Raw genomic sequence first — 18,160 nt, 5'->3', positions numbered from 1 at the left:
TCAGTTTCAGTACTCCACAGTTATTCTATAGAATAGATTCATGCGCACATATAACTGATGAAAAAAGGTGTAAATGGATAACGTTATGAAAGATTCTCAGGTTGATTAAGGTATTTCATCAAAGCACGTAAAGAACGCTCTTATAGACACTTGTCGTATTACTTGGGGTTAAACAGAGATAGGAGGGATCCATATATTATGGGCTTAGACTTTCTAGTATAGTTATAATAAAATGATACAGCTAACAATAATTCAATGAGGAGGTACATATGCTTACAGTACAAGATGTTCTTAAGCGCTCACTCTTTTCAAAAACGGAGGTGGTTGCGGGGGCAAACGGGTTGCACCGTCAAGTCAAATGGACACATGTCCTTGAAATCCCGTTTTTTGATGATACCATCTTTCAGGGAGGGGAACTGATACTCTCCACCGGATTTGGGTTTGAATGGAGAGACTCCTCTAATACTTCATTTTTGTTAAATCTTATCGAACGCAACGCCTCATGTTTATGTATAGAACTTGGACACTACTTCGAAAAGGTCCCTAAAGAAATGATCGAGATGGCAAATGAGTATAACTTTCCGATTATTATTTTCAAAGAATTCATAAACTTCGTCGAAATAGCACAGGATCTACATTCGTTTTTAATTAATGCTCATCATGAGAAGTTGGTTACATTAGATTCTATTTCAAGAGAGTTCCATTCATTGTCACTCACTACTCATGGGTTATCAAATATTTTAAAGTTGTTGCAACAGAAGACAGAAGCACCAATTATCTATCTTCCTATAGAAGGAACACCTTTTTCGATTCCAGGATTGAAAAATGAATTTATGGAACAGCTACTTCAAACCATTTATGAAGATAAAGAACACTGGCATGACCGAATTACAAATGATTCGCCCGTTGAATGGAAGGCATTAAACCATACTATTCTTCTCCAACCGATCGGGGCAATGGATCAAATCTGGGCGTACCTTGTTATGGTTTTAGATCGTGAATCGGATGAATTCGATTTCCTAATCCTTGATCGTGCTTCTCTAGCAATCTCACAAGACTTACTGCGCAAACATTATTTGGACGAAAAACGATTACGTTTAGAATCTACATGGCTAAATGATTTACTTTATAGACGCATCAATAATGAGGAACAAGCAAGGGGATTTATTTCGTTAAAATCTAAGCGCGCTTCTATACATTATCGAGTTGCAATCGTTGATATCGAAGATGTTTTTCATTCGTCTTCATTAAGTTTATCGGATGAAGAAAATGAATCTGCTATTTATCATTATTCTTTAAAAATTCGATCTGGGTTCGCAAAATATTCTTTTACACCCTATATCACATCAATAAGAAATCAGATTATTGTATTAGCTATTGATCTTGGAACTGCCGATTCCTCTAAGGCACGCTTCTTGAAAGTGATAAATGCCTTGCTATATGTTAAAGAAGGTGAATCTAGCCAAATCCGTATAGGCGTTGGGCGACAATACCAGTTACTTTTGGATGCTCATACTGGTTATCGGGAAGCGCAGTTAGCTTTAAATTATCGTACGTTTTCAACAAGTGCCTTTTACGAAGACCTTGGCATCTTTCGGTTGATACAATTAATTCAGCATGATCAAGATACAGCCCATTTTATTGAGGACTATCTCTCTCCTTTAATATCCTATGATAAGGAATATGGAACGGAATTGCTTCTGACTTTAGCAAAATACTTTGAGCTTGATCGCTCAAAGAAGCTTACTGCTCAAAAATTACATATTGTAAGACAAACACTCTATCATCGGCTGGAAAAAATAAAAAAGATTCTTGATCTTGATTTTGATATGCCGGAGAACAGATTAAACGTTGAAATGGCTTTGAAAGCATATCAACTTATACATCAAGTGGAAGTACCTACGAAGTAGTTATCAACCGCAAAGTAAATGTTATTAAATGTATAGATGGCTCTAAGAATGCTAACAAAGTGACCATCTTAAAATTGCTTGATATTGAAGATAAAACAATTTACTGTTACCGGAAAAAATATTAAAGAGATAAGGCTACATGCTCACCAAGCTAACAAGATGATTTTTATGTCTCATAGAGGGTGTAATTCTAAAACGAGGAAATCGATTTATTATGGAAGTAGAAGTTGAGGGGGGAGTTTATGATTGTCATTGTCCAACCACGGGGCGAATAGGCAGCATTGTGTTTCGCAATATCTCTTGTCTACTTTCTAAGAGTAATGATACGAGAGAGCTATCCTGTTAAACTGCTGTATTTATGAATAAGGCAGGTTAACTTCCACATTACACCTGCAGAAGTAAATCTAATACGTTATTTTGAGATAAAAGCTATATGCCTTAAACATAATGATACTTACATGTAGGAGTATGTCGTAGCACCCATCACTTGCAAGTTTTATTTCCGAGGATTAAAAACAATTTACTTTCCAAGATGCAGCAAATGCCGTAAACAAGGCAATGCAATATATCCAGCCTGACGCTCACGGAGTGGGTATGGTCTCGTCACACAATGAAATCTTTAAAAAGCGCAACAGGGAATTGATCAAGGAAATGCTGAAACCGGCTGGAGTACTTTAAAGGGAAACGGAAAATGAAAGCTGGCAGACAGTCGGCGGAAAGGAAGCGGATTTCCGAAAACAGCGGGAACTTCTTCGGATTTTTCTACAGTTTAAAAGCTCCAGGGCCTAATGGACCCTGGAGCTTTTTAGATTATAGTGATTCTTTAATGACCTTCTTGTAATGAAAAACGGATAGGATTCCGAAGATTGAATACAATGCCGTGTATAGTGCCATAACGATGATCATCGGTGTCCAAACTTCGGTCCCGAAAAAGAACCATCCTGATTGGACTGCGAAATAACTGTGAAGCAGCCCGACGATTAAAGGAATACCGAAATTGAAAACTTGTTTTGCTTGGATTCCTTTTAGTAAGTCACCTCTCGTGAATCCCAGTTTTCTTAAGATCGTATAATTGGATTTTTCACCTTCACTTTCATCCATTTGTTTGAAATAGAGGATACAACCGGATGTGATGAGGAAGGTTAATCCCAAGAATCCGACGATGAACATGATAAGACCCATATTCTTCTTCTGGGTGTTGAACATTTCTAATTGGGAATCATTCACATGTTCTTCTTGGAAACTCATTTTATTGAATAGATCATTCGCCTTCTCAAGTTCAGCTTCATCCTTCACATTAATGCCGATATTTACAGATGAAACTTTTTGGATTTTCGGGTCGATATCCTTTTTCAAACGGTCGAATATCGTTTGGTCTACAATGGCAACGGGCATTCCGCCGTTCGTGAAGTAATAGGACACGAAGGTATCATCATTCAATCCCATATATGTTTGCGGAATCACTTCGTGTCTGCCCTTCAGTTCTATCTTTCCGGAATCCTTCAAGGATATGACCTTTTCCATCATATTACTGTATCCGCTGAAAAGTGTCTCATCTTCAGCGAGGTTGATTCCTTTAACGGATTCATCACTGATGACGGAAACGGTCATGATGTCCGGATCAAAGTTCACTTCATCCAGACTGGTCTCCATTATTTCCTTTACATTGGCATCCACTTGAATGACATCGATCACCTTTTCGTCATAATTAATTTTACTGTCTGTTAAAGCTTTTTTGAATGAATCTGCATCTTTCATATCCGTCATCGAAAAATCGGTAGGGATACTGCTTTGTGCACTCTTCTCCGCGGAGTAGTAGGAGATATAGCTTAATGATAATAATCCAATCGCCAGAGCGGAAACGGTTGTGATGATCGTCAATAATACCGCATTCGATTTCATCCGGAACATGATGGATGAAAGGGACAATACTTCATTGATATTCAAATAGCCATTTTTCTTTTTACGGACGATATTAAAGATAAAGCTTACGGATCCTTTATAGAATAGGTAGGTCCCGATGATGACGCATGCCAGAATGATGACCATGGCCATAAAAAGCTCGGTCATATCTGAAAAAGCTCCATCGAATAACTTGGATGAGACGACATAGCCGGCAATGATCAGGATGACTCCGAATATCCCGATGATCATTTCGAACATCGAAACCTTTTTCACTTTTCCTTCCGTCATTGAAGTCACTCTAAATAATGAAAGAATGGTCTGCCTTTTAATGAAGGCATAATTCATCAACATGATGAAAAGATAGATGGCGCTAAAAACGAGCACGGTTTGAACAAGCGGCTGAAAAGAAAATTGAAGGATCGCAATCGCCTCGACACCCATTATTTTAAATAAAATCATGATGATTAATTTAGAAGCGGCAAACCCTACAAAGATTCCCAGGAATACGGAACAGAAATACAGGATCAGGTTTTCCACGCTCAGGATACGGAATATCCTGTTCTTGGTCATGCCTATCAATTGGAATAAGCCAATTTCTTTACTGCGCCGTTTTATGAAAATGCTATTGGCATATAAAAGGAAGATGGAAACAATCGCAACAAGCAGGATCGATGCAGCCTTGATGGAGGCGGACCCTTTCATCGTACCCTCCACTTCATCAAGCGATGGGTCATATTGCAAGGTGACAAAGGCAAAGTACAGGGAAGCGCTGAAAATCAGGGCAAACACATACAGATAATAGTTCTTCAGATTCTTCTTCAGATTTCGAAAGATGAGTTGATTAATGCTCATTTTGAATCCCTCCCAAAACACCTTGTGTTTTCATGATGTCCTTGAAGAAGGTTTGTCTGGATTGTTCCCCTTTATTCAATTGTGTATATATTTGTCCATCTTTAATGAAAATGACCCGGCTGCAATAACTGGCCGCCACTGGATCATGGGTTACCATGATGATCGTCGCTTTGCGCTTTTGATTCATTTCGCTCAGTTTGTTCAGTAAATCGGAAGCTGATTTGGAGTCAAGCGCCCCAGTCGGTTCATCCGCAAAAATGATGCTTGGATCATGGATGAAGGCCCGTGCTGCAGACGTACGCTGTTTTTGACCACCGGAAATTTCATTTGGGTATTTATCCTTCACTTCATATATGCCCAGTTCTTTCGCTACGGTATCAAACTTTTGTGCCGCTTCATTTTTTGGTGTTTTTGTAATGGATAAGGGCAGAAGGATATTTTCTTTGACAGTCAGTGTGTCCAATAAGTTATATTCCTGGAAGATGAAGCCCAGATGGTTCTTCCGGAATTCGGCCAACTTCTTTTCTTTCATCCCTGAAATCTCTTTTCCATCGATCGTAATGGTGCCGTTGCTGATTTTATCGATCGAGGAAAGGACATTCAGCAAAGTCGTTTTCCCTGAACCGGATGCACCCATGATGCTTACGAATTCACCTTCTTGTATGCTTATATCGAGACCCTTTAATACTTCTTGTTTATTGAATTTATTTCCATAGCTTTTATGGATTTTTTTCGCTTCTAATATATTCATATCGATACACTCCTTTTTTTCTATATCCTTATTATAAAAGGCGATGTATTTCTTTTCCTTCGTTTGTCCGAACAAAGAATAAAAGCATGTGACATTTTTGTCACATGCTTGTGATATTCACGAAATCATTTCTTTTTGGGAAGGTCAAGGTAATGGTCGTCCCAGTTCCTAGCTTTGATTTTACAGCAATGGAGATGAATAGGGACTCTGCTGCTTTCTTGGTTAAATATAAACCCATGCCAGTTGCAGCATGGTCACGATGATTTGTCGTGGATGTAAAGCCTTTATCAAATATGCGGGGTATATCCTTTGGGTCGATGCCCCGACCAGAATCCTTCAATTCAAGAATCGTTTGTTCTGCTTGTTCATGGCTGTATATCGTAATATCCGAGTTTTCACTGTATTTAATGGAGTTGGTCAAGAGCTGCCTCATGATGAAGGCCAGCCATTTCGCATCACTAAGCACTTCGGTTACATCCAGCTGTATGTCGAAGCCGATTCCTTTTTGAATGCACCATGATTGCAGCGTTTTAATCTCATCAAAGATTATAGTTTCCAAATCCGTATTCTCAATATACAAATCATTTTCGATGAAAGGAATGCGCCTTTGATGGAGCTGCTGATCAAGAAGAAGGTGAATGCGCAGCCACTCATACGTCAAATGGGATTTCAGCAATTCATCATCCAAGCGGTCAATCATTAAATGCATTGCCGTCAATGGTGTCTTCACTTCATGAATCCAAGATAATAAATCATCCTTCTCCTGCTCTAAAGTCATTTGGCCAATTGCTGCGGATTGCTTCAATATTTCGGTTTGGTTAATGATGCTGTTTTCTATGATTTTTTCGAAAGGGCTTTCTGGTTCTGGTATATTCGTTATATCCAGGCTTTCTTCCCGAGCTTCCAAACTTTTATAAAAATACGTTTCTTTTTTATAGCGGAAAATCAAAAAAATACTGAACATGATCAATGATAAAAAAACAATATACAGTATTGGCTTTAATGGAATGGCCGAGTCAAGAAAAGCGACAAAGATGATGAATAGATGAAGAAGTATGTAGAATATGATCCAGCTGAACCTTTCCACGAAATATTTTCTGATCATGCATTAGCCTCTTCAACTGCGATATAGCCCTGTCCGACCTTCGTTTCGATAAAATGCCCTAAACCAAGTTCATCCAATCTCTTTCGTAAACGGTTCACATTTACTGTAAGGGTGTTATCGCTTATGAAACGTTTATCATCCCATAAGCTATTGATCAATTCTTCCCGGCTTACGATCTTGTTTTTCTGTTCAATAAGCTTTTTCAAGATGAAAATTTCATTTTTTGTCAATTCGATTGAGCCAGCCTCGGCCGATACCGTGTTTTTCTCGTAATCCACTGTTGCACCGCACCAGGTTTTCAATTCGATCTTTTCTGTATTGTAATTATATACCCGGCGAAGGATGGCTTGTATTTTTGCGATGAGTACATCGAAATGAAAGGGCTTCTGGATAAAATCATCAGCGCCAAGCTGCATGGACATCACCATATCGGTAGGGTGATCACGTGACGATAAAAAGATAATGGGAACATTAGAATGGGCACGGATCATTCTGCACCAATGAAACCCATCAAACTTCGGCAACTGTATATCAATGATGACCAAATCAGGTTTTATGTCCGTGAATTCCTGAACCACTTTACTAAAATCGCCAATTCCGTAAATATCATAAGACCATTGCGCCAATCTATCTTTAATTTCATTGAATAACGTCGTATCATCTTCTATCAATAGTAGTTTAAACAAAGGGTTCACCGCACTTTCCAGCTTTTCTTAAAAGTATATAGTAAAACCATTATAGGTTCTATAGGAGGGGCAAAACTCAAAAAACATTACCGGTTGTATGCAAACCATTATTATATTAGAATTGACAATAACGAATGGAGGAAGTGAATTTATGTCTGATTTTCCTAATTGCCCTGCATGTAATTCAGAATATACATACGAAGACGGAAGTCTTTTTGTTTGCCCAGAGTGCGCCAATGAGTGGACGATTGAATCGGAAACTGAAAATAGTGACCAAAAGATTATCAAAGATGCAAATGGAAATGCCTTAAACGATGGTGATACCGTAACGGTAATCAAAGATCTTAAAGTGAAAGGCAGTTCATCCGTCTTGAAAATGGGTACAAAAGTCAAAAGCATCCGTTTAGTTGATGGAGATCATGATATTGATTGCAAGATTGATGGTTTTGGTGCGATGAAATTAAAATCCCAATTTGTTAAAAAGATATAAATGCTGTGTTAGCGCAACAGAACCAAATGTTTTTCTATGATTAATTCTGGTAGATATTGAAATTCTACCAGGATTTTTTTAGTTTATGAAAAGTTGATTGAATAACCTCTCCCGAATCATAATAATATTTCGATATATTCCCAAGATAAAAACATATAACTTTACTTATTCCCATTAAAGACAAAAGGTTTTCCAACTTAATAGTTCGTCATAATGTGGAAGAAGTTAATTGTCATGATACGCAAATTAACTTCTTTTCTTTTGAATTCACAATTGGAGGAATAGATGTAAAAAAAATAGATGGAGAGTTTTCACGGTGGTCAGTTATTTGGTCTGGCGAGGAACCTTTTGCTCGGCGTTAATATAGGGACTTTTTGTTAACTTTTTTTTTGAAAATGCAGGTTGAAAAGAGGATGAAAACTTCGTAATTGACAAAATACAGAAAATCAAGATATATATTTAAACATTGATTGCTTTCCTGTAAAATAACTTTTATGGCAGAAACTCTGCCAATTTTCTTATCAAATTATTTAGGAAGCTTGAGGGAAACATAAATTATGGGTTTTGAAAGAAATCTTGAGAAAAGTTGGAATAATCAACCAAACATAAGTTTAAAAGCGTATTTAAAGAAAATGAAGGGCGAAGCTAGAGATAAAGACAGAATTGATTATATTGATTCCTTTGTTTCAGCTATAGGTGGACTCATTGCTATTATTATCATTAGTTTTGTAGCTGTCTATTTAGGATATCCTATGGCATTAGCTCCTCTAGGTGCAAGTTGTGTAATCGTATTCGGTTCCCATAAAGGTATCTTGTCTCAACCTCGTAACGTTATTGGGGGACATTTAATTTCTACTATTTCAGCACTTATTATTTGGAGCATATTAGGTAAGAGCCTATTCATTATTGGTCTAGTATTAGCTATTGTATTATTAATAATGACTCTTACAAAAACTGTTCATCCTCCCGCAGCAGCAAGTGCCCTTGTTGCTGTTAATTCTCAAGCTGGATGGGGATTCCTTATTTCGATTGCAATAGGTACGGTATTATTGGTTTTTATATCAATGATCTATAATAACTTATTTCAAACAAGACAGTATCCAAAGCACTGGTTATGAGACTAAAAACGTATCTAACTGAGATAACTCATTGATAAGTTATTTAACTAACAGAGGTGTTTATTAAGTAAAATAGTAATGTAGTTGTCTAGGAATATATTAACGTTCTAATTAGTGCTGCAGCTTCTGGTATCGGTAAAATGGCTCTTTTTCATATTAAAACGAGCATATAGCTTAATTATCTGGATTTTACTAGTCTTTGTAAGTTTGATACGCAAAAATAAAAAGCCATTTCCATATGCTAGAGGTTAGGGCCTTCAGCATATGGAAATGGCTTAACCCTGTTTGTCTGATAATCATTCATAAATGACGTTAGAGATATACAATAGGATTAATGAGTTATCTGTATAAAAAAGGAATTACCTTCCAACGTAAAGATGAGCAAGTACTTAATAAAGTATCTTGCTCACCAGGTTGTGGAATATAATAATCTTAATATACCTTGTCACCGTTAAAGATAGAATTCTTAACGACCACATAATCCACATTCCGGATGGCATCCAACTTGGTTCCACCGGCATAAGAAATGGATGACTGAAGATCTTGTTCCATTTCCTTCAACGTATCTTCCAAAGAACCTTTGTGCTCGACAAACATCTTTTTGCCTTCAACGTTTTTCTTTTCACCTTTTTGGAATTCAGAAGCTGAACCAAAGTATTCTTTAAAAGCTTTTCCATCTTTCTCGATCGTTTGACCCGGAGATTCTTCATGTCCAGCAAATAATGAACCGATCATGACCATGGAAGCCCCAAATCTAACTGATTTAGCTATGTCACCGTTCGTGCGAATACCGCCGTCAGCTATGATTGGCTTGCTTGCCGCTTTTGCACACCAGCGAAGTGCAGCTAATTGCCAGCCACCCGTTCCAAATCCAGTCTTGATTTTAGTGATGCATACTTTCCCTGGCCCAATGCCTACCTTTGTAGCATCGGCACCGGCATTTTCCAATTCCCGTACCGCTTCCGGAGTTCCCACATTTCCTGCAATGACAAAACTTTCAGGTAAATGTTTTTTAATATGCTGTATCATCTTTATCACGGCATTGGAGTGACCGTGAGCAATATCTATCGTAATGAATTCAGGAACAATGTTGTCATCTGATAATTGTTGGATGAATCCGTATTCTTCTTCTTTAACCCCGACACTGATGGACGCGATTAATTCACGTGAGTGCATATCTTTAATGAAAGTAAGACGCTTTTCTGGTTCAAAACGATGCATTACATAGAAGTAACCGTTTTCAGCTAAGTAAATGGCAATCTTTTCATCAATGATCGTTTGCATATTGGCAGGTACTACAGGTAACTTGAATGTATGTTTACCCAACGTAACGGATGTATCACACTCAGAACGACTGTTTACTACACATTTTGCAGGAATTAATTGAATATCTTCATAATCAAACACGTTTTCCATGATATGCACCTCTATATACGAATATTTTTGTCTGTTTATATAAAAATTGTTCGTCCCACTAGGTAATGTACATCATTTTTATCAGTAAGTCAAAAATTTTAATGGGTTTATTTTGTGTAACTTCAGAAAAGTTATGAAAAAAAGAAAGGGAGAGGGGTAACTTAAACGTACATCATCGTTTAATTAACAAAGAGAAAACAGATATTTGGCGGTAACAAATTCTCAGTGAAAAATGGCTTATAGTGCGATTAATAATACTGAATACAAAGCGATCTATAAACAAGTGAGGGCAGCTATTCGTTTTAAGAACTGCGAGAGAAAGGCAAATCACATTAGCACAAAATGCAGAAAAAAAATTACCTTCATTTGAAAACAGTAAAAGCTAGGCACTCCCTAGAATTGAGTGCCTAGCTTTTTAAATCCTGGCTGCTCTTATGCCATTAATGAATCAAAAGCTGTTTTCCTTTTTCTATTTCCATGTTAATTGAGTCAATCATGAGGAAGGGAAGGTAGCGGCAGAAGAATTAAATCATGTCTATTCCAGCGGCAGGAGGGATCATTATACCGATGACTTTATTTCTTGTATCTGTTTGATATGCCTTTGTTCATGTAAGGATAATAATTCAATCCATTGATCCAAAGAGAGATCCCCGAACATGGGATGCTTGGCTTTCTTTCTATTTAAGATGGTATCTGTATCCATATCATAAAGAACCTGTAATAATCGATCCCTTGATTCTCCCAGTAAATCCATGAGGGTCGATAATTGAAATGGGTTTGCAGAGGGTGAAATGTTATCAGGGGATGCAAATTTCCTTGTTCTATCAGTAACAAAGTAAATGTTTTTTTGAATGATATTATTAAAATCCCTTTCTCGAAGGCCATAAGCTATAGCTTCAGTAAACACCTGTTCCGTGAGATATAAATGATGGCAAATTTGGGCGATGTTCCATACCTCAGGCACAGGCCTATGGTTCAGCATATTTTCATCCAAATCCATAATTTCCTCTATTAATTGGTTTCTTGATTCGAATAGCAAATCATACTCGATAAAATTCATGTGAACTCCCCCTTTTGTGGCACCCCCATTTGAAAGCATCACTGATTTTTTGATATTTAAGAAAAATAAAGGGATATCGGACTGCATGACGAATAAGGCGATGGGAAATTATTTTAAAAAACTTTAAACCGATTTGGATAACAAATGGATTCATGATTTCGATTCATTGCTGGAATATGTGTGATTCATGATTGTAGGGGCGCGGCATATGCTTGTAAGGAAGGTCTATTGAGCAAGAGTTAAGAGATACCTCGAAAAGGCATGTTTCATTGGTATGAGCATGATTCCAAAGATTCGCTCTGCTTGTTAGCGGAAGAAACTGAATTTCCAGGGTTTTGAATTTTTCTTGAGCATCGATACCCTATCATGCTATGCATAAAACTTAGATTTATGCCTGCAATTGACGCATTACTTGTTTAACGGAAATCATGGATGTTGCATATAAGCTGAGTTAAAAAAGGTCAGACCAGGAGTTTCTTCCTTTCATAACACTCTACCATATAAGTTTATCATAAAGGCACTTCATTATCTGAAAAGAGAAGGGTAAAAAAATTCATATGCTTGCAGCCGGGGCATGGTTGATGGCGGTTCCATTAAATTACGTTAAAAGATGATTGCTAAGTATGTACTTACCGCTAGCATTCAAAGGGAAAAAGAAACTCGAAGAAGATTGATTACTAATAGAATGATTATAATAAAAAAGACGGGAGGTTCACTCTTCGTCTTTTTTGCTTTTTTATCGAAAGAAAAGTTGCGGGCCAAATGGGAAACTTTTAAACTGAAAATAGACTATACGAAATGGGACGGGTGATGCCGATGGCTAAAACAATAGTCGAAAAACTGAATTTACATAAATATGAACGGGTGGCTGTCTTGGATCTGCCAGCAGGGGCGGATTATTTTGCGGAGCTGCCGGATTACGATACAGAGCTTACTAAGGGTGCATATGATCTTATATTTGCATTTGTATTTGATATGGATTCTTTAAAAGGAATCGTGGGTAAGGTGATCGAGAAAAATTATCTGAGTAAAAACGGTTATATCTTTTTGGCATATCCCAAGAAGGGAAATAAAGAATATGATGCATATATCCATCGTGATGATTTGATGCAAGGCCTTGGGGCGGAAGAAAACGGTTATGTCGGATCGAGTGACATGAAGTTTGCACGTATGGTTGGATTGGATGATGTCTTTACGGTAGTCGGACTGAAAGAGGATTCGGCAAATAGAAACCGTCCATCTACCAAGGCAAGCCAATCGGTGGATGATTATATCGAAATGATTTCTGAAATTGAGAATGATTTACAGGATTCCCCTGATTTGCTTGCGTTCTATCAATCACTTACCCCAGGCTATCGTAAAGATTGGGCTCGCTACGTGTATAGTGCAAAACAAGAGGCGACCCAAGTGAAACGGCGCCAGGAAATGAAAACGATTCTAGGAGAAGGGTACAAGAGCAGGGATTTGTATCGAAGAAATAAATGAGGGTGGAGGAATGTCTTCCATTCTCTTTTGTTTTTTGTCATGTTCACCCTATCAAAAGCATATACTAGACCGATTCGAAACTTAAATCGTAATAATTATGATTTGCGAGGTGGTTGAACATGCTTTTGAAACGTTATACGGGTAATTTGCTGTTATTGATTCTATTGTTTTTACTGCTGGCATTCTTTTTTCTAGGCGATGTGTTCATTCCAAAAGGGATTGATCTCTCGGGCTACCCGATGCTTCACTCTGTGTTCGTCGTGTTTTTGGGGTTGTTTTTAGAATCGATTCCTTTCCTGTTCCTGGGTGCCATTGCATCTTCGTTCATCCAGTTGTTCATCAGTGAGGAAATCATTCAGCGAATGATACCAAAACGACCAATGACAGCTATTTTTGCTGCGATAGGGGCAGCGCTGATCATACCGGTCTGCGAATGTGCAATCATCCCGGTCGTACGGAGATTAATTCAAAAGGGTGTCCCGGTCCATGCAGGTGTTGTCTTGCTCGTAACTGCCCCAATATTGAATGTCATCGTGTTCGGCTCAACTTATTATGCGTTCCAAAATAACCCGTCCATTCTATATGGAAGAATCATTCTTTGCGTCCTGACAGCCGTAATCGTAGGTTTATTCATTTATATATTCAGCAATAAAGATGTGGTGAAAGAGGAGAAATTTGAAGTGGTTCACGGGCATGAACACGATATTCGATCAACTAAATGGACAAGCTTCATTGATCATACTTCACAGGAATTTTTTATGGTCGGCAGATACTTTATCATCGGGGCTTTGTTTGCCAGTATATTTCAAGTGCTTATGGATCGGAACGTAATGGCCGATATTGGTCTGGCGCCGATAAAAGGCACGGCTTTGATGATGGGGATTGCGTTTGTGCTTTCACTCTGTTCATCTGCTGATGCATTCGTTGCCGCTTCCTTTTCCCATAGTTTTTTACCAGGTTCGATACTGGGTTTCCTTGTATTTGGGCCCATGCTGGATTTGAAAAATATCTTGATCATGATGTCCTGCTTTAAACGGAGCTTTGTCATAACATATGTCTTGCTTGTTTTCGCAGTCGTCTTCAGCCTATGCCTGATTGCAGGCGGATTGATCAGTAAGGGGGGCTTCTGATGAATCGTTTTTTTATCCAAAGACTTGAGGGATTGCTGCTGCTTGGACTGGGCCTCATGATTTTTAAATTGTATGTTTCGGGACATTTAACGAAATTGATTGCGCCCAAAATGGTTCCATATGCATTGGCGGCGCTTTTTGCTTTTTTAGTGATCAGTCTTCTCCGTATGAAAAAACAAAAACATGGTGTACATCATTGTGATTGTGAATCGGACGGAGAGTCTTCCCCATCCGCGCTGGTCCTGAAATATAGTTTGTTCTTCATTCCGATTCTTCTGGGCTTCATCTTGACCGATTTTACATTAAGCGGGGAAGTGCTGGCGAAAAGAGGGATGGCGAACCAGCAGCCACAGAAGGTAAGCTCGTATGATAAAGGGAAACATACGAATGGGGAGAAAATTACCGTTACGGATGATAATTACTTTGAGGTACTGGATGATTTACTGAACAACCTCGATACGATCGAGGGGAAAGAAATAGAGCTTACGGGGTTCATATATCGTGAGGATACTTTTACAGAAAAACAAATGGCCATCTCCCGCCTCTCCATGTCCTGCTGTGTAGTGGATGCGACGCTATATGGATATATGGTCAATGGGAATGTAGAAGGGATGAAGACGAATGATTGGTACACCATTACGGGTACATTAAAAAAAGGAAGCTATAAAGGGGAAGCCGTACCTGTGATCGATTTAAAAAAGTCGAAGAAAATAAAGGCACCGGAAGAAGCTTATTTATATGGGAATGTGCAAATCATTCAGTAGTATTGGAGACCGGGCAAAAGGTGGTAAATGGAGTTATGGAATCAGCAGGCTTATAGACGAAGAAAAAGACCAAATATAGGGGCCGATCTCGGGAAATGTTTAAAAAGGATACATTATTTGAGCTTTTTAGCGTAAATAAAAAGAATTCATTTTGGAAAAAAGAGTTCAAAATGAATTCTTTTTTTAGTAATCTTTAATCAACTAAACCACCCGGTAGTTTAAGTGCAATGATTCACAATGTATATTTTAATAAGTAAGAAGAGACCACTATCCTAGTAAAAGTCACTTTTTCTTCTACACTTATTTAAGAAGGTTTTTCATAATAGTAATTATACTATCCTCTCTAACAAATCCCCCACTTTTTCTGCCATGACACGAGGTGGATAAGGCATTCCATTCTTTAACCACCATTCCACTACCCCTACGTAAGCATTTGCAATAAATTGAACAATTACATCTTCATTTTGACTGTGATTTTTTCCTTTCGTTATGTCCACATCTTTCTTAAACTCCTCGATATTAAACTTAAGGAACTGATTGCGAAAATTTGGAGCTCCTTCACTCGCTAACATCGTCGAAAAGAATAAATAATTACTCTTAAAGTATTCCATACAGTGTACAGTCGATTCGATATAATCCATTTCAGTTGCCGACTCACAAAAATTACTCATGTTGTTTATATGTTCTTCCATGACTTTATCTAATAGATCAAATTTATCTAAGTAATGAAGATAGATGGTTCCTCGATTAACATTTGCTCTGTCTGCAATATCCTGAATGGTAATGTCATCAAAATTTTTTTCAGACATCAGTTCGATTAGAGCCTTTTTAATGGCTTCTTGGCTTTTGGTTATTCTTCTATCTATTTTCGCCATTGTTTGGTCACCAGACTTTCCTAAAAATAATCAACAATTTTTATTGATTTGTTGAGTAATCAACGAATTGCGTTCATTTAACCATTGAGAGCATCGTGTTTCTATTTATAATTATAAACAGATGTTGATTAATCAATCAATGATGTTTTCTTTTCTGAACGAAGTCAATGTCACCATTATAGTTACAAAAGAATGATTTACAAAAACAAAAAAAGAAAGGGTGTTATTTTAAAATGAAAAAAAAATCTATTATCACGCGTGTACTCACAGTGATAGCACTGGGCCTGCTTTTATCCGCGGCCACCTTTGCATTCAAGACCGGCGTTGACGCTGCATCCAAGACCGACGTTGCATACAAGCCGGACATGTCCAATGGAGCAGACAACTTTTACAAGAGCGACAAGGTAAACATGAAGAAGGTTTCGTTTAAAAATCAATACAACATGAAAGTTGCAGGGAATCTTTTTATTCCCAAAGGTTTGAAGAAGAACACCAAAAATCCGGCGATCATTGTCGGGCATCCTATGGGTGCAGTAAAAGAACAAAGTGCGAATCTGTATGCACAAAAAATGGCTGAACGGGGATTCGTTACTTTGTCCTTGGATTTTTCTTTCTGGGGAAAGAGTGAGGGGCAGCCTCGCAATGCTGTTTCGCCGGATATCTATGCCGAGGATTTCAGTGCTGCGGTGGATTTCCTGGGCACCCGGCCGTTTGTTGACAGGGATCGGATTGGTGTTCTTGGGATTTGTGGCAGCGGGAGCTTTGCCATCAGCGCAGCCAAGATCGACCCGCGCATGAAAGCCGTTGCGACAGTCAGTATGTACGACATGGGTGCTGCTAATCGTAATGGGCTTAAACATTCCCTGACACTTGAGCAAAGAAAGAAGATCATTGCAGAGGCAGCCGAGCAACGCTATGTGGAGTTCACGGGCAGTGAAACCAAATACACCGGCGGAACAGTGCATGAGCTAAATGAAAACTCGACCGCCATTGAGCGTGAGTTTTATGACTTCTACCGCACTCCAAGGGGCGAATTCACCCCAAAAGGTTCGTCACCTGAACTCACGACACACCCGACGCTTACAAGTAACGTTAAGTTCATGAATTTCTACCCGTTCGAAGATATAGAGACGATTTCTCCTCGTCCCATGCTTTTCATCGCGGGTGAAAACGCTCATTCCAGAGAGTTCAGCGAAGACGCCTACAAGCTAGCGGGCGAACCGAAGGAACTCTACATTGTTCCGGGCGCAGGTCATGTGGATCTGTACGACCGGGTGAATTTAATCCCCTTTGAAAAGCTTGAGTCGTTCTTCAAAGAAAATCTGAAGAAAAAATAAGGCTTGTGTGGAAAGACGTAGAGAGCTTTGCGTGTCAATTGTACATTGAGTGAATCCCGCATCTCTTGTCGGGATTCACACTTTTTTGTCTGAATAGAATTCCATACGCCATGTAGATTTGAAGGGTTTTGTTAAGGATTACCATATGTCGTTTATTATACTTGGCGGATATGACGAAGCGAAGATGAATTTACAAGACAATACTTCCCTAAAGATAATCAACATTTTTATTTGGTTTGTTCAATAATCAACAAATCGCGTTCATTTAACCATTGTGAGTGAATCCTGTTTCTATTTATAATGATAAACGGATGTTGATTAATCAACAAATGGTGATTTTCTTTGTTAAGCGAAGTAAATATCCACTATTATAGTTTTTCAATACACATAAGAAAGGGAGTTATTAATTATGTCTAATATTCAAGATAAAGTTGTTATTATTATGGGTGCATCCAGTGGGATTGGTGAAGCAACGACCAAGAAACTTGCACAAGAAGGAGCGAAATTAGTGATTGCGGCTCGTCGTGAAGATCGCTTGAAAGCTCTTGTTGAATCATTACCAAATGCTGAAGTTTCTTATGCTGTTGCAGATGTATCAAAAAAAGAGGAAGTTCAAGCAGTTATAGATTTGGCGGTCGAAAAATATGGCCGTGTAGATGTGCTCTACAACAATGCTGGAGTCATGCCAACTGCGCCACTTTCGGAAACACGCTTTGATGAATGGCGTCAAATGTTAGACATTAACATTATGGGTGTTTTAAATGGAATGGCTGCTGTATTACCCATTATGAAAAAGCAACAGTCCGGTCATATTATTTCAACTGATTCCGTAGCTGGTCATGTTGTTTACCCGGGATCTGCCGTATACTGCGGTACAAAGTTTGCAGTTAGAGCGATTATGGAGGGACTGCGCCAGGAAGAAAGAGAAAATAATATTCGGTCAACTATTGTTTCACCAGGTGCTGTAAGTACTGAACTTTATACAACAATTAATACTCCTGAAGATCAAGAATGGGTAAAGAATCTTATGGATTCAGGAGAAGGTTTTTCTTTGAAATCAAGCGATATCGCAGATGCAGTGGCTTATGCGATTAGCACACCTGAAACGGTTGCGGTAAGCGAAATCTTGATTCGCCCAACGAAACAAGTTATCTAATGGAAGTTACCATTAACGAAATGATTAAAAAACTGCCTCTTAGCTTGTTGGGGGCAATTTTTTACTAATAACAGTCTTTAGGATAATCCCTGTTCATTTATGTTAGTTTCCAAGCAATTA

The 18,160-nt window shown here is 38.3% G+C and carries 16 protein-coding genes and 1 pseudogene; 10 read left to right on the top strand and 7 right to left on the bottom strand.

Translation table 11 applies throughout. From position 1 onward, the window contains the following. The first annotated feature begins 269 nt into the window (after positions 1-269). The 3 genes and pseudogenes from ACFX4L_RS02845 to ACFX4L_RS02835 all read left to right on the top strand — a co-directional run. The gene (locus ACFX4L_RS02845; protein ID WP_377382371.1) at positions 270-1,910 is read left to right on the top strand and encodes a PucR family transcriptional regulator; all 1,641 of its coding nucleotides are present in this window, start codon (positions 270-272) and stop codon (positions 1,908-1,910) included. Between the two features lie 175 nt (positions 1,911-2,085). Beyond that, positions 2,086-2,256, top strand: coding sequence for a hypothetical protein (locus ACFX4L_RS02840; protein WP_377403864.1), 171 nt, complete (start codon positions 2,086-2,088; stop codon positions 2,254-2,256). A gap of 179 nt (positions 2,257-2,435) precedes the next feature. Then, positions 2,436-2,588: pseudogene (locus ACFX4L_RS02835) on the top strand (thioredoxin reductase); the annotation flags it as partial. 132 nt (positions 2,589-2,720) lie between these two features. Here ACFX4L_RS02835 and ACFX4L_RS02830 read toward each other — a convergent pair. The 4 genes from ACFX4L_RS02830 to ACFX4L_RS02815 form a co-directional block, all read right to left on the bottom strand. Further along, a complete protein-coding gene (locus tag ACFX4L_RS02830) occupies positions 2,721-4,667 on the bottom strand; it encodes an FtsX-like permease family protein (protein ID WP_377403847.1) in 1,947 nt (648 codons plus the stop codon). After that, positions 4,657-5,418 carry an ABC transporter ATP-binding protein gene (locus ACFX4L_RS02825; protein WP_284469979.1) on the bottom strand — a complete coding sequence of 254 codons (762 nt, stop codon included), beginning with the start codon at positions 5,416-5,418 and terminating at the stop codon, positions 4,657-4,659. The genes ACFX4L_RS02830 and ACFX4L_RS02825 overlap by 11 nt, the downstream gene beginning before the upstream one ends. 100 nt (positions 5,419-5,518) lie before the next feature. Continuing rightward, positions 5,519-6,523: a sensor histidine kinase gene (locus ACFX4L_RS02820; RefSeq protein ID WP_377382377.1), complete on the bottom strand. Its 1,005-nt coding sequence runs from the start codon at positions 6,521-6,523 to the stop codon at positions 5,519-5,521. Next, the gene (locus tag ACFX4L_RS02815) at positions 6,520-7,209 is read right to left on the bottom strand and encodes a response regulator transcription factor (RefSeq protein WP_377382379.1); all 690 of its coding nucleotides are present in this window, start codon (positions 7,207-7,209) and stop codon (positions 6,520-6,522) included. Before ACFX4L_RS02815 ends, ACFX4L_RS02820 begins: the two co-directional genes overlap by 4 nt. A gap of 151 nt (positions 7,210-7,360) precedes the next feature. Here ACFX4L_RS02815 and ACFX4L_RS02810 point away from each other — a divergent pair, with 151 nt between their 5' ends. Together ACFX4L_RS02810 and ACFX4L_RS02805 are read left to right on the top strand one after the other, a co-directional pair. Further along, positions 7,361-7,699, top strand: a complete 339-nt coding sequence (locus tag ACFX4L_RS02810) for a zinc ribbon domain-containing protein YjdM (protein WP_125160225.1) — start codon at positions 7,361-7,363, stop codon at positions 7,697-7,699. 557 nt (positions 7,700-8,256) lie between these two features. Then, entirely contained in the window at positions 8,257-8,817 is a 561-nt protein-coding gene (locus ACFX4L_RS02805) for an HPP family protein (protein ID WP_377382382.1), read from the top strand. A 432-nt stretch (positions 8,818-9,249) separates the two neighbouring features. Here the strand turns inward: ACFX4L_RS02805 and guaC are convergent, their stop codons facing one another. Beyond that, complete coding sequence (gene guaC, locus ACFX4L_RS02800) at positions 9,250-10,233, bottom strand: GMP reductase (protein WP_061464456.1); 984 nt, start codon at positions 10,231-10,233, stop codon at positions 9,250-9,252. 559 nt (positions 10,234-10,792) lie between these two features. After that, positions 10,793-11,293, bottom strand: a complete 501-nt coding sequence (locus ACFX4L_RS02795; protein WP_061464455.1) for a DinB family protein — start codon at positions 11,291-11,293, stop codon at positions 10,793-10,795. Positions 11,294-12,109: 816 nt separating this feature from the next. Between ACFX4L_RS02795 and ACFX4L_RS02790 the strand changes: the two genes are divergently transcribed. The 3 genes from ACFX4L_RS02790 (at position 12,110) to ACFX4L_RS02780 (ending at position 14,672) form a co-directional block, all read left to right on the top strand. After that, on the top strand, positions 12,110-12,778 hold the full coding sequence (locus tag ACFX4L_RS02790) for a YdeI/OmpD-associated family protein (RefSeq protein ID WP_377403844.1): 669 nt from the start codon (positions 12,110-12,112) through the stop codon (positions 12,776-12,778). A 119-nt stretch (positions 12,779-12,897) separates the two neighbouring features. Beyond that, positions 12,898-13,908, top strand: a complete 1,011-nt coding sequence (locus ACFX4L_RS02785) for a permease (protein ID WP_377403841.1) — start codon at positions 12,898-12,900, stop codon at positions 13,906-13,908. Further along, complete coding sequence (locus tag ACFX4L_RS02780) at positions 13,908-14,672, top strand: TIGR03943 family putative permease subunit (protein WP_284469987.1); 765 nt, start codon at positions 13,908-13,910, stop codon at positions 14,670-14,672. Before ACFX4L_RS02785 ends, ACFX4L_RS02780 begins: the two co-directional genes overlap by 1 nt. Positions 14,673-15,001: 329 nt before the next feature. Here ACFX4L_RS02780 and ACFX4L_RS02775 read toward each other — a convergent pair whose 3' ends face one another. Beyond that, a complete protein-coding gene (locus ACFX4L_RS02775; protein ID WP_377403838.1) occupies positions 15,002-15,547 on the bottom strand; it encodes a TetR/AcrR family transcriptional regulator in 546 nt (181 codons plus the stop codon). Positions 15,548-15,780: 233 nt separating this feature from the next. Here ACFX4L_RS02775 and ACFX4L_RS02770 point away from each other — a divergent pair, with 233 nt between their 5' ends. After that, complete coding sequence (locus tag ACFX4L_RS02770; RefSeq protein WP_377403835.1) at positions 15,781-16,884, top strand: alpha/beta hydrolase; 1,104 nt, start codon at positions 15,781-15,783, stop codon at positions 16,882-16,884. Between the two features lie 409 nt (positions 16,885-17,293). After that, entirely contained in the window at positions 17,294-18,040 is a 747-nt protein-coding gene (locus ACFX4L_RS02765; RefSeq protein WP_377403832.1) for an SDR family oxidoreductase, read from the top strand. The last annotated feature ends 120 nt before the right edge of the window (positions 18,041-18,160 follow it).

Source organism: Peribacillus sp. YIM B13482, assembly GCF_042787975.1.
GTDB classification, from domain to species: Bacteria; Bacillota; Bacilli; order Bacillales; family DSM-1321; genus Peribacillus; species Peribacillus simplex_A.
The sequence above is the reverse complement of the archived record's forward strand: the minus strand, read 5'-3'. Positions and strand labels throughout refer to the sequence as shown.

Excerpts from the sequence above, each read along its gene's own strand:
- ACFX4L_RS02790 (WP_377403844.1), top strand. The coding sequence starts at position 12,110 with ATGGCTAAAACAATAGTCGAAAAACTGAATTTACATAAATATGAACGG.
- ACFX4L_RS02805 (WP_377382382.1), top strand. The coding sequence starts at position 8,257 with ATGGGTTTTGAAAGAAATCTTGAGAAAAGTTGGAATAATCAACCAAAC.
- guaC (WP_061464456.1), bottom strand. The coding sequence starts at position 10,233 with ATGGAAAACGTGTTTGATTATGAAGATATTCAATTAATTCCTGCAAAA.
- ACFX4L_RS02845 (WP_377382371.1), top strand. The coding sequence starts at position 270 with ATGCTTACAGTACAAGATGTTCTTAAGCGCTCACTCTTTTCAAAAACG.
- ACFX4L_RS02765 (WP_377403832.1), top strand. The coding sequence starts at position 17,294 with ATGTCTAATATTCAAGATAAAGTTGTTATTATTATGGGTGCATCCAGT.
- ACFX4L_RS02770 (WP_377403835.1), top strand. The coding sequence starts at position 15,781 with ATGAAAAAAAAATCTATTATCACGCGTGTACTCACAGTGATAGCACTG.
- ACFX4L_RS02775 (WP_377403838.1), bottom strand. The coding sequence starts at position 15,547 with ATGGCGAAAATAGATAGAAGAATAACCAAAAGCCAAGAAGCCATTAAA.
- ACFX4L_RS02810 (WP_125160225.1), top strand. The coding sequence starts at position 7,361 with ATGTCTGATTTTCCTAATTGCCCTGCATGTAATTCAGAATATACATAC.
- ACFX4L_RS02820 (WP_377382377.1), bottom strand. The coding sequence starts at position 6,523 with ATGATCAGAAAATATTTCGTGGAAAGGTTCAGCTGGATCATATTCTAC.
- ACFX4L_RS02780 (WP_284469987.1), top strand. The coding sequence starts at position 13,908 with ATGAATCGTTTTTTTATCCAAAGACTTGAGGGATTGCTGCTGCTTGGA.
- ACFX4L_RS02825 (WP_284469979.1), bottom strand. The coding sequence starts at position 5,418 with ATGAATATATTAGAAGCGAAAAAAATCCATAAAAGCTATGGAAATAAA.
- ACFX4L_RS02795 (WP_061464455.1), bottom strand. The coding sequence starts at position 11,293 with ATGAATTTTATCGAGTATGATTTGCTATTCGAATCAAGAAACCAATTA.
- ACFX4L_RS02830 (WP_377403847.1), bottom strand. The coding sequence starts at position 4,667 with ATGAGCATTAATCAACTCATCTTTCGAAATCTGAAGAAGAATCTGAAG.
- ACFX4L_RS02785 (WP_377403841.1), top strand. The coding sequence starts at position 12,898 with ATGCTTTTGAAACGTTATACGGGTAATTTGCTGTTATTGATTCTATTG.